The sequence below is a fragment of the Geminocystis sp. NIES-3708 genome, assembly GCF_001548095.1.
Classification (GTDB): domain Bacteria; phylum Cyanobacteriota; class Cyanobacteriia; order Cyanobacteriales; family Cyanobacteriaceae; genus Geminocystis.
Genome location: NZ_AP014815.1, coordinates 3,285,355 through 3,296,019 on the forward strand (window position 1 = coordinate 3,285,355; position 10,665 = coordinate 3,296,019).

Consider the following 10,665-nt stretch of genomic DNA (forward strand, 5'->3'; position numbering starts at 1 on the left):
ACTAATTAGATGAAGAATAAAAAAGGGTAAACATAAACTATTATAAAAATTACTGAGTTTTAATAGTCAAAATTGTCGGTATTTTCAGGATTATTAGGATTTTCTTCATCTAACGGTTGATAGTCAACGTATTCTGTCCCAACACTAGAAACTATATCATCTGCCGATTTTGGACGACGTTTTTTTGTTTTTCTTTCTGGAGGAATACTCGGAGAATTATTAGAAACTCGAGGAGAGTTACGACGAGATTCAGAAGAACTTTCATCCCAATGATCTGGTGTTTCTTGCCAATCATCATAGTTTCGACGAGGACGAGAAGAATTATTTGCAGTACGGCGAGGATTATTTACAGGGGGTTCTTGACTGTAACCAGAAGAAGGGGGACGGCGAGAACGAGGACGAGGGGGTTGTTCTTCATAATTACCACGACGAGAAGATGATTTTGTAGGAGTTCCTTGTAAACGGCGACGAGGGGGTTGTTCTTCTTCATCTTCATAATCATCTTCATAACCGTCCATTTGAGCTAATTCTGCCCGATAAACTCTGCTATTAGGGCGATCATCATCTACATAAGAGGAACGTCCTTTCATTTGATCGGTTGTGACACCTCTTAAACGTACACTTTCTACCGCAAAAAAGACGGCTGTAACTGCTAAAAGTAATTGACTAAACTGAAGAATAGGATCTAAACGCCAACCATGCCAAAGTAAAATGCCACCGCATAGTAAACCTACCGCAGCAAAAAATATATCATGATCTCTTGAAACTTCAGGGCGTAAAGAACGTAGTAGGTATAATCCACCACCAGCTAAGGCTAAAAAAATGCCTAATATACTCGCTGAGTTAAAACCAAAATTAACCATTACTAAAACCTAAAGGATGATATTTTTTCTATCTTAACGAACATCACTCGAATCTATAATTTTTTAGTGAAAATTAATATTTCACAGTTCTTATTAGTAGGGGCGAATTGGTTTCGCCCAATGAAAAAATAAATAAGAAATAACTAAGTATTTTCTAAAATATTAGCGACGAATTTTATCAGCTTGACTAACGGCAATTAAACCAATAGTTGCGGGAATAACGACGATGGCTGCGCCCCACACCAAGCTCCAAAGAAAATTAGCTAAAGAAGGAGTCATATTTTTTTATACCTTGTGCTTACTAAAAATTATCATTATCATTTTACATTAGAATAGATAGTTATTTAAGCTGAACAAAAGTAACTAATTTATGAACATAGCAATTATTAGCAGTATTACTCTTGGTATTGTATTGTCTATCATGACATTATTATTTATTTTTCGGATTGTTTTAACATGGTATCCCAATGTAAATCTTGCTGATTTTCCTTACAAATTAGCATATTTGCCCACAGAGCCTTTTTTAGTACCTACTCGTAAAATTATCCCTCCTCTTGGGGGTATCGATATTTCTCCCATTGTTTGGTTAGGAATTTTTAGCTTATTACGAGAAATTTTATTAGGTCAACAAGGACTTATTACCTTAGTAATTAGACATGGTTCAATATAAATAAAATTAAAATTTTTTTATGCACAATTAATTTAAAAAGAAATATTATCATCTGGTTTTTTGTGCTTTATTAAAGAATGTTATCAAAGTATCAATTTTATATTAATTACTATTTATGGATTGTATCGAAGTTTCAGGTATTCGTAGTTATGGTTATACAGGTTTGTTACCAGAAGAAAGAATTTTAGGTCAATGGTTTGAAGTTGATTTAACTTTATGGGTAGATTTAGAATTATCAGGAAAAAGTGACGATTTAAAAGATACCGTTGATTATCGAAATACTATTGCAATAGTTAAACATATCATTAAAACCGCTAAATTTGAACTGATAGAAAAATTAGCTGATGTAATTGCAGAAGATATTTTAAAAATTGAGCCTATCGAGAAAGTTAGAGTTAGACTATCAAAACCTGCACCACCTATTCCTGATTTTGGGGGTAGAATAACCATTGATATTATCAGAAGTAAATAAACGTTAGAAAAGTTTACATATTTGTCAATTATTACTAATTTTTTCAGTGTTAGAAATTAATCATTATTAGGCAAATAATCGGAATTTTAGAGATAATTAGCAATTTATCTCTGTTTTTCTTGTTGATATAAAAATTTCAGAAATCTGTCAAATTAGTAGTAGATGGAAATCTAATGGCTGTGAGGAAGTGAATCTAGTTTAATTTCGTGTTATTAATCACTTACTAAGGAGATAAATACTATGATTTACAACGTACGTAAAGTTAGTCGTGCTGTATGGGAATATCTTAATCAATCATTAATTCCCAGTATTGAATATGAATCTGTTTGGAAACCAACTCGCTTTTGGTATTTATACAAAATTAGATTATTAGAGACTTGTTGGTTGCAAGATTCTTTTTTACCTTCTCACGAAAATCAAGATGAGTATAGAACAGGAAATTAATCGCCTACAAGATTTGATGCCAGCATCTGGACGAATATGTTGTAAAATCCGCAGTAAACCTCAACAAACTGAAATTATTAATACTGTTTTCCCCCCTCCCTGGCGATCAAAAAACCGTTTAATTTATATCAATTTCGACTTATGGAAACAATTATCTATTCCTCAAAGAGACTTACTCTTATTAAGAAGTGTGGCTTTTTCTTTAGGCGTAAAATGGTTTAAATTCGATATTTATCAGGGTGTTTTATTGTCAGCATTAGGAGGCTTAACCTTTGAAATTGCTAATCAAGACATCGTGGGAATTATTGTTGCTGGTAGCTTATTGACAATAGCAGGAAATCAAATTTGGCAAAAAAATCTTAGTATCGAGAAAGAATTAGAGGCAGACGAAGGAGGAATAAAAGTAGCAATAAGACGTGGTTATTCATCTCAAGAAGCAAAAAAATATTTAATAGAAGCTATAGAGAGTTTACCAAAAATAGAATCTCGTCGTAGTTTAAATTTTATTGAATTATTGAGAGTACAAAATTTGATGAGAATTAATTAGAAGTTGCAGTTATTAGTTATTAGTTTTCTGATGAGGGCGAGACAGAGGAGATAGAAAAAAAGACTATCTCTTCAATAAATAATAAATACATCCTTTTAATCCTACTTCTGGATTTTCTACAATATATAAAGGCATTTTTTCTAATAATTTTTTCATTCTTCCTTTGGCTAAAAAAATATCAATAAAATGATTTTCTTGTAATAAACTGGTTATTTTTGTTGCGATACCTCCTGCAATATAAATACCACTGTAAGGCAAAATTTTTAAAGCAAAATTACCAATTTCTGAAGCATAATTTTCAATAAAAATTGACATTGTTTTAGTTGTCAAAATATTATCTTTTTTTATCGCTGATAATCCAATTATTTCTCCGACATCAATAGAATTATCTCCTGATTCCCATTGTTTAATTTTTTGACTAATATCAGGAGATTCTTCAGCGAAATTAATATCTCTTAAAAACTGATAAATTGATACGATACCTTGTCCTGAAACAACTCTTTCTACTGAAACTCGATCCCATTTATTTTTTTGCTTTAAATAATTTACTAATTGCCATTCCAATTCATTTTTAGCACTAAAATCTGTATGCCCTCCTTCGGTGGAAATAACTTTATATTTTCTATCATGATTCACTAAAAAACTTTCTCCTAATCCTGTACCAGCACCAACTACGGCTATGGTTGAATCATAATTTTTTTCGCCTTCTTGTAAAGTACATATTTCATTATTTTTTAATGTTAAAATTCCATAACTAACCGCAGCAAAATCATTTAATAAAGTTATTTTTTTAATACCCAATTCATCAGCTAAAGTGTCAGCTTCTAAGTACCAATTTAAGTTTGTTAAATCACAACTATTATTAATAACAGGTCCTGCAATAGCAAAACAACCTTCTTCAGCAGAATCTTCCTCTAAAAAATCTTTAATCATTGATTGAAAATTATTATAATTAACACTAGCATATTTTGTTTGTTTTAATATTTTATAGTCTCCATTATTATTTAATTCTAATAGACTTAATAAGGTTTTTGTACCACCAATATCACCAATAATAACTTTCATAATAATCAGATAAATTTAATTAATAATTAATGATTGATTATTTATTATTAGTTGTCAACCATTATCAGCAAAAATTAATAAATGTTTATCTTTTATTTTAGGGGCATTTGTATCATCTATAAAATTACGATATTGTACTCTTAAATCTTGTAAATCAATAGTCATAGTTGTGCGTAAAACTGGTTCTTTTTTCCTATTAAAATCAGGTACATATAAATAACTTATACGAGGAATATTAAAATAAAATCTGATTAAATTTGCTCCTTCCATTCTGCCAATAGTACGACTAGCACAACCTTCATATAAACGTAATAATGTCGGTAAAGAATCTAACATATCTAAATGAACTAAATAACTTTTTTCAAATACTTTGCCTATTGTTAAATCTTGACAAATTTTCTTAATTATTTCTAAATTTCTCAGAGTAATTAACATTTCATCAGCTAGAAAACAAGCGGCTTGATAATTTCCGAATAAATTTTTTATATCCATTTTTAAGATAGGAGATAATTGACGAATATTTGGTCTATTTCCAAAACGACTTAAGGCTAAATATAATAATATATCTTGACGACGTTGATCTGCTATTTGATCCCACTCTGACTCATTTGTTACCTGTAAAATTATCTTAAATGCTTGTTTAAAAGAACGAAATTCTGCTTTAATTTCCGCTTCTTGAGATAACTCTCCTTTTTGAGGTAGTCTTCCTCTTTCTGTATAAAAATTAATCAGAGGATTTAATAGTACTTGATAATCATCAAATTTTTTGATAGGTAATAAAATTCTAGGTGCTTTTACTTTAGAATGAAAACGAGAAGCTCGAAAATTGTTAGCTTTTTCTTCATCTCTGAAAATAAAATAAATGCCTAATCCAGCGGGAATTGCTTCTTTATTTAAAACACTTTCAATATAAGTTTTTAATTCTTCTTGTTCATAATATTTTTGAAAAGTATTTCTTTCTGTTATTATGCCATCACCATAAGCCATAAAACCCCTTTGACGATCATCAATTAATACTTGGGCGGCGACAATTAAAATTTCTTTAGTTAATAACCATGCTTTTACTAAAGCCTCTCGTCTTTCAGCTACATTTTCAATTACGTTAATAATGTATCCTAAGTTGACAATATCCGAATCTTTTAAAGGATTATCGGGATGATAAAAAAGATCCCAACCGTTACTTTCATATCCTTTTTCTGCCATAATTTTTACATCTAAACCATGACCACATCCATAATCAAAAAAAGTAGTTTTTTCAGAAAATAAACCAGCTTCTAATGCTAAATTAACAGGGCGAGAAAGTCTATTTCTATGAATTGCAGCTTTGTGACGTTCAATTTTGATGAATTCTTGAGGATTATTATTAATATGACAAGCTAAATTATGGTCAATAAAAATTAAGGAATGGTCAGTTAATAATTGTTCCCATTCTTTTCTAAGACCAATATAACGAGTATTATCTAATAAGCCCAATTTTTCTTCTATATGAGTTAAATGTTTAAATTTTTCATAATGGATATAATTGATATTTACAAAAGTTTCTTTTCTATGTAAAATTGGTGGATTATTCTCATTATTATAATTAATAACTTTACTTACTTGATCTTGGATATTAACAACAATACTTTTAATAAGAGCGGGATGGGGATTAGTATCAAAATCAGGATAATAAAGATAAGATATTTTTACTTTTTCTAAGTTAAATTTAACGAGAGTAAAATCATCAATATTCTTAACTAATTCTCTTGTTTGTTGCTCGTACTTTTGTAAAGAAATATCTAAGTAAATTAAAGCAGAAATATGTACATAAAGACTATTTGGAAGGTGTTTCCCAATCACGCTTTGACGAGCAATATTAGATATTTTCTCAAAATTATTTATCATATTAGTTAATGGATAAATGATAATTACACTAATGATAATTTTGGATTTTTGATTACATTGAATTACTGATGACTAATTACTCATTCTCAATTGTTAATTACTTATCCTAAATTTTAAGATAAAATAGAAGATTAGTTCCAAATATTTTGCCCATTGTTAAAATATGTCTTATACTCGAACCATTAGCACGATAGTTGCGATCGCCTTAGCATTAATAATGATTATCTTAGGTGGTTTATATTTTACTATTAGCTTTGGAGTCATCGTGTTTTTGGCACAAGTTGAGTATTTTCGACTCGTAAAAGCCAAAGGAATAGAACCGGCTAGTAAGACTACAATGGTAGTTTCTCAGTTTTTATTAATCACCGCTACATTTATTCCTAGTTTAACTGACGCAACTTTTGCTTTAGCAGGGGCATTAATTTGTTTTTATTTATTATTTTTGCCTAAATTAGCTACCATCGCTGACATCTCCACATCAATTTTAGGATTATTTTATGCTGGATATTTACCTAGTTATTGGATACGATTAAGAGTCAGTTTAGGACAAGATGCCGCTTATGCTCAAACTATTCCTAACATTCACAATTTACCCTTAGATGGTTATTTTCCTGCAAATATTTTTGATTTGAGCAGTTTTCCTGATGCTCTTAAAATTACTTTTATAGCCATGGCTTGTATTTGGGCTGCGGATATTGGTGCATATTTGATTGGTAAAAATTTTGGTAAAACTAAATTATCTAATATTAGTCCTAAAAAAACCGTTGAAGGATCATTATTTGGTATTACGGGAAGTATGTTAGTGGGATTATGGGGGGCGTGGTTTTTAGGCTGGAATTACTGGCAACTAACAGGAGCGTTACTCGGTTTGCTTATTGGTATCGTTAGCTTATTTGGTGATTTACTTGAATCCATGATGAAAAGAGATGCAGGAGTTAAAGATTCAGGAGAATTAATTCCAGGTCATGGTGGTATATTAGATAGAACGGACAGTTATGTTTTTACTGCACCTTTAGTTTATTATTTTGTTACTTTATTATTACCTTTATTTTCTTATTCTTGAATTTTAAAATTCAGTGAATGATGTAAATTTATTATTAATTATGATTTACGATTTTGCAATTATTGGCGGTGGTATTGTCGGATTAGCTACGGCAATCGCATTACAAGAAAAATACCCTAATAAAACAGTTATTTTAGTAGAAAAAGAGAATCAGTGTGCAGTACATCAAACAGGCCATAATAGTGGTGTTATCCATTCAGGAATTTATTATAAACCGGGTAGTTATAAAGCAATTTTAACTACCAAAGGAAATCAAGAATTGGTGAAATTTTGTCAACAATATAATATTAACCATGATGTTTGTGGTAAGTTAATCGTAGCTTGTAAAGAGAAAGAATTACCGTTATTGGAAAATTTATATCAACGAGGATTAAATAACGGTATTCCTGTCAAAAAAGTATCCCTCGAAGAAGTCAAAGAAATTGAGCCTTATGTTAGTTGTTTAGCGGCAATACAAGTGCCAACGGCAGGAATTGTTGACTATAAACAAGTGGCTCAAAAATATGCTGAAATTTTTACGAATAAAGGGGGAGAAATTAAATTTAATACTCAAGTGATGAAAATAAACTCATCATCACCCCAAATTTTAATTACAAATCAAGGAGAAATTCAAGCAAAATATTTGATCAATTGTGGTGGTTTATATAGTGATAAAATCGCCAAGATGGGGGGTGTTGAGCCTAGAATGAAAATTATCCCTTTCAGAGGTGAATATTATGAGCTAAAGCCCCAAAAACGTCATTTAGTCAAACATTTAATCTACCCTGTACCCAACCCCGATTTTCCATTTCTGGGTGTGCATTTTACCCGTTTAATTGATGGTAATATTCATGCTGGACCTAATGCTGTGTTAAGTTTAAAACGAGAAGGGTATCAAAAAACTGATTTTGACTTAGGGGAATTTGCGGAAATTGCTACTTATTCAGGATTATGGAAATTAGTGAGTAAATATTATGCCGAGGGGATAGAAGAAATTATTCGCTCTTTTAGCAAGAATGCTTTTGTGCGTAGTTTGCAAACTCTCATCCCCGAAGTAAAGGCTGATGATATTATTCCTTCCCCTGCTGGAGTTAGGGCACAAGCGTTACAAACTGATGGTAAATTAGTGGAAGATTTTTTGATTATATCTACAAACAATGCTCTTCATGTATGTAATGCACCTTCTCCAGCTGCTACTGCTTCCCTTGAAATTGGGAAAGCTATTTGTGAGCAAATTTCTAATTAATTATGAATCATCAAAAAATCGTGGGTCTGAAACCCTGCCCTTTAGGGCATTAGTTTGATAATATAAATATTGTGCCACAAAGACTTTAAAACGGTAGGTGAGACTCCTAGTGGTGGGACACCTGTTGAAAAGATGAGTTACCGAAATGGTACTCGGTGCAATGCACTACAGACCCAGCCCCTACAAGCAAAGACGTTAAGTGAGTGAAAAGCACAACTCTGAAAGTAAACTGAAAGCAAAAGCTAACAGTGTAGTGGCGATTGACACCGCCTTGTGAACTGCTGTCGTATTTGTGTTAAGGCACGATATGACAATGTGGTTGTTACCAGCAATAACTGACATTTTCGGTTATCTCCTCTAAAGAATCCTCGTGGCTTTAGCCCGATGGAGTGTCAATCATTGTTAATTATTAACAACTGTAATAGTATTTTTAAAGGGGATAAATATTTAACTTTTCTTTTGGATTAAAGATAAGTTAAAAATCATCAAAATAAATACTAATTTATGGCAAATATTACTCAAGTATCTAATGGATTAAAGAATAAAAAAGCATTAAAAGATTGTATTTTAGGTGCTATCGATATTGGGACAAATTCCATTCATATGGTAGTAGTACAAATTAATGCTCAAATTCCTTCTTTCAGTATCATTGCTAAAGAAAAAGATACCGTTAGATTGGGTGATCGCCATCCCGAAACAGGAAATCTGACAGAAGAAGCTATAAATCGTTCTTTAGCGGCTCTAAAACGCTGTAAACATTTAGCAGACAGCTTAAAAGCAGATCAAGTTATTGCCGTAGCAACAAGTGCGACACGAGAAGCTCCCAATGGACAAGAATTTTTAAGACTAATACAAGCAGAGTTAGGTATTTATGTTGACTTAATATCAGGGCAGGAAGAAGCCAGAAGAATCTATCTAGGAGTTTTATCAGGTATGGATTTTGGTGGAAAAGTTCATGCTATGATTGACATTGGAGGAGGCTCAACAGAAATAGTTTTGGGAGATAATAAAGAAGCAAGATTTTTAAGTAGTACAAAAATAGGAGCTGTTCGTCTTACTCAAGATTTTATTCATAGTGATCCTATTAATCATCAAGAATTTTTTAGTTTACAAGCCTATGTGAGAGGGATGTTAGAGCGCCCTGTGGAAGAATTTAAAAATGCTCTTAATCAAGGAGAAACACCGATTTTTGTAGGCACATCAGGCACAGCAGAAACTTTAGCTTTAATTCATTCTACCCAAAACCAAGAAGTTGCACCTTTAACCCTCAATGGCTATCAAATACCACTAAGAGATATTGAAGCAATTTTAAGCCGTCTAATTACGATGAGTTATGCCCAACGTGCTACTTTACCCGGAATGTCTGAGCGTAGGGCGGAAATTATCATAGCTGGAGTTACAATTTTGGTAGAAGCAATGAAAATGCTAGACATAGAATATCTTACCATTTGTGAACGTGCCTTGCGAGAAGGAGTCATTGTTGATTGGATGTTGCAACATGGTTATATTGAAGACCGTCTTGCACTTCAAGGAGAAGTACGACCTAGAAATATTTATAAAATTGCCCATAAATATCGAGTGGATTTACCTCATGCCGAAAAAATAGCTGATTTTGCCCTTAATATTTTTGATGCCACCAAAAATCTATTACATTCTTGGGGTAATTTGGAAAGAGAATATCTTTGGTCATCCACTATTTTACATAATTCTGGTTTATATATCTCTCATTCTGCTCATCATAAACACTCTTATTATTTGATTCGTAATGCTGAATTATTGGGTTTTAGTGAAATTGAAATTGAATTAATTGCCCAAATTGCTCGTTATCACCGTAAAAGTAAACCAAAACGCAAACATGAAACTTATACTTGTTTATCAGACTATCATCGTCAAATCATTAAACAATTAAGTGCTATTCTTCGATTGGCGATCGCATTAGATCGTCGTCAAATTGGAGCAATAAAAAGCCTAGAATGTAGATATGATAGTGAATATAGACAATTACATTTGCATCTAACTCCTTCTTTGCCTAATGATGATTGTGCCTTAGAATTATGGAATTTAGATTATAAAAAACCAATTTTTGAACAGGAATTTCAAGTAAAAGTAATTACTACATTACATAAATAAAAATAATTTCTGGCTTTTATACAATAGTTATGATAATTAACAAGCCCAGTGAAAAATTACAAGATATAAGATAAAAAATATACTTATTTTAAACTAATAAAAATCTAGCAAAAATATCCTTTTCAGGGTATATAAGATCTTTATACTTAGTATTTTATAATTCTCTGATTCTTTTATTTTCAAGTGATCATAAATACTGTAAAAAACCGAAAATAGTTTTGAGATTAAAGTCAAGTTACTTGAATTTATGTGAAGAATAATATTAAGAATAAATACGAAAACTGATTCGCTTATTCGACATC

11 protein-coding genes are annotated in these 10,665 nt (G+C 31.4%); 7 read left to right on the plus strand and 4 right to left on the minus strand.

The features are described from left to right. Window positions 1–59 precede the first annotated feature (59 nt). Window positions 60–863 (minus strand): Ycf66 family protein, encoded by an 804-nt coding sequence (locus GM3708_RS14520; RefSeq protein ID WP_066348451.1) that lies wholly within the window; start codon window positions 861–863, stop codon window positions 60–62. Between the two features lie 162 nt (window positions 864–1,025). Beyond that, window positions 1,026–1,142 (minus strand): photosystem II reaction center X protein, encoded by a 117-nt coding sequence (gene psbX, locus GM3708_RS14525; protein WP_066348453.1) that lies wholly within the window; start codon window positions 1,140–1,142, stop codon window positions 1,026–1,028. A 91-nt stretch (window positions 1,143–1,233) separates the two neighbouring features. Here psbX and GM3708_RS14530 point away from each other — a divergent pair, with 91 nt between their 5' ends. The 4 genes from GM3708_RS14530 (at window position 1,234) to GM3708_RS14545 (ending at window position 2,996) form a co-directional block, all read left to right on the plus strand. Further along, on the plus strand, window positions 1,234–1,533 hold the full coding sequence (locus tag GM3708_RS14530) for a YggT family protein (RefSeq protein ID WP_066348454.1): 300 nt from the start codon (window positions 1,234–1,236) through the stop codon (window positions 1,531–1,533). 115 nt (window positions 1,534–1,648) lie between these two features. After that, window positions 1,649–2,005: a dihydroneopterin aldolase gene (folB, locus tag GM3708_RS14535; RefSeq protein WP_066348457.1), complete on the plus strand. Its 357-nt coding sequence runs from the start codon at window positions 1,649–1,651 to the stop codon at window positions 2,003–2,005. A 240-nt stretch (window positions 2,006–2,245) separates the two neighbouring features. Beyond that, window positions 2,246–2,449: a hypothetical protein gene (locus GM3708_RS14540; RefSeq protein WP_066348459.1), complete on the plus strand. Its 204-nt coding sequence runs from the start codon at window positions 2,246–2,248 to the stop codon at window positions 2,447–2,449. After that, window positions 2,427–2,996, plus strand: coding sequence for a DUF3318 domain-containing protein (locus GM3708_RS14545; protein ID WP_066348460.1), 570 nt, complete (start codon window positions 2,427–2,429; stop codon window positions 2,994–2,996). Before GM3708_RS14540 ends, GM3708_RS14545 begins: the two co-directional genes overlap by 23 nt. A gap of 63 nt (window positions 2,997–3,059) precedes the next feature. Here GM3708_RS14545 and GM3708_RS14550 read toward each other — a convergent pair whose 3' ends face one another. Together GM3708_RS14550 and GM3708_RS14555 are read right to left on the minus strand one after the other, a co-directional pair. Beyond that, window positions 3,060–4,061 carry a glucokinase gene (locus tag GM3708_RS14550; RefSeq protein ID WP_066348462.1) on the minus strand — a complete coding sequence of 334 codons (1,002 nt, stop codon included), beginning with the start codon at window positions 4,059–4,061 and terminating at the stop codon, window positions 3,060–3,062. A 54-nt stretch (window positions 4,062–4,115) separates the two neighbouring features. Continuing rightward, window positions 4,116–5,945 (minus strand): DNA phosphorothioation-associated putative methyltransferase, encoded by a 1,830-nt coding sequence (locus GM3708_RS14555; RefSeq protein ID WP_066348464.1) that lies wholly within the window; start codon window positions 5,943–5,945, stop codon window positions 4,116–4,118. Window positions 5,946–6,108: 163 nt separating this feature from the next. On the opposite strand from GM3708_RS14555, the gene GM3708_RS14560 reads away from it, so the two are divergent. The 3 genes from GM3708_RS14560 to GM3708_RS14570 all read left to right on the plus strand — a co-directional run bounded on the left by GM3708_RS14560 (window position 6,109) and on the right by GM3708_RS14570 (window position 10,363). Then, the gene (locus tag GM3708_RS14560) at window positions 6,109–7,008 is read left to right on the plus strand and encodes a phosphatidate cytidylyltransferase (protein WP_066348467.1); all 900 of its coding nucleotides are present in this window, start codon (window positions 6,109–6,111) and stop codon (window positions 7,006–7,008) included. A 43-nt stretch (window positions 7,009–7,051) separates the two neighbouring features. Further along, on the plus strand, window positions 7,052–8,233 hold the full coding sequence (gene lhgO, locus GM3708_RS14565) for an L-2-hydroxyglutarate oxidase (RefSeq protein ID WP_066349503.1): 1,182 nt from the start codon (window positions 7,052–7,054) through the stop codon (window positions 8,231–8,233). Window positions 8,234–8,737: 504 nt separating this feature from the next. Then, on the plus strand, window positions 8,738–10,363 hold the full coding sequence (locus GM3708_RS14570; protein ID WP_066348470.1) for a Ppx/GppA phosphatase family protein: 1,626 nt from the start codon (window positions 8,738–8,740) through the stop codon (window positions 10,361–10,363). The last annotated feature ends 302 nt before the right edge of the window (window positions 10,364–10,665 follow it).

What these genes read in the sequence shown, in the direction of transcription:
- GM3708_RS14520 (WP_066348451.1), bottom strand. Translation starts at nt 863, where the DNA reads ATGGTTAATTTTGGTTTTAACTCAGCGAGTATATTAGGCATTTTTTTA.
- psbX (WP_066348453.1), bottom strand. Translation starts at nt 1,142, where the DNA reads ATGACTCCTTCTTTAGCTAATTTTCTTTGGAGCTTGGTGTGGGGCGCA.
- GM3708_RS14530 (WP_066348454.1), top strand. Translation starts at nt 1,234, where the DNA reads ATGAACATAGCAATTATTAGCAGTATTACTCTTGGTATTGTATTGTCT.
- folB (WP_066348457.1), top strand. Translation starts at nt 1,649, where the DNA reads ATGGATTGTATCGAAGTTTCAGGTATTCGTAGTTATGGTTATACAGGT.
- GM3708_RS14540 (WP_066348459.1), top strand. Translation starts at nt 2,246, where the DNA reads ATGATTTACAACGTACGTAAAGTTAGTCGTGCTGTATGGGAATATCTT.
- GM3708_RS14545 (WP_066348460.1), top strand. Translation starts at nt 2,427, where the DNA reads ATGAGTATAGAACAGGAAATTAATCGCCTACAAGATTTGATGCCAGCA.
- GM3708_RS14550 (WP_066348462.1), bottom strand. Translation starts at nt 4,061, where the DNA reads ATGAAAGTTATTATTGGTGATATTGGTGGTACAAAAACCTTATTAAGT.
- GM3708_RS14555 (WP_066348464.1), bottom strand. Translation starts at nt 5,945, where the DNA reads ATGATAAATAATTTTGAGAAAATATCTAATATTGCTCGTCAAAGCGTG.
- GM3708_RS14560 (WP_066348467.1), top strand. Translation starts at nt 6,109, where the DNA reads ATGTCTTATACTCGAACCATTAGCACGATAGTTGCGATCGCCTTAGCA.
- GM3708_RS14570 (WP_066348470.1), top strand. Translation starts at nt 8,738, where the DNA reads ATGGCAAATATTACTCAAGTATCTAATGGATTAAAGAATAAAAAAGCA.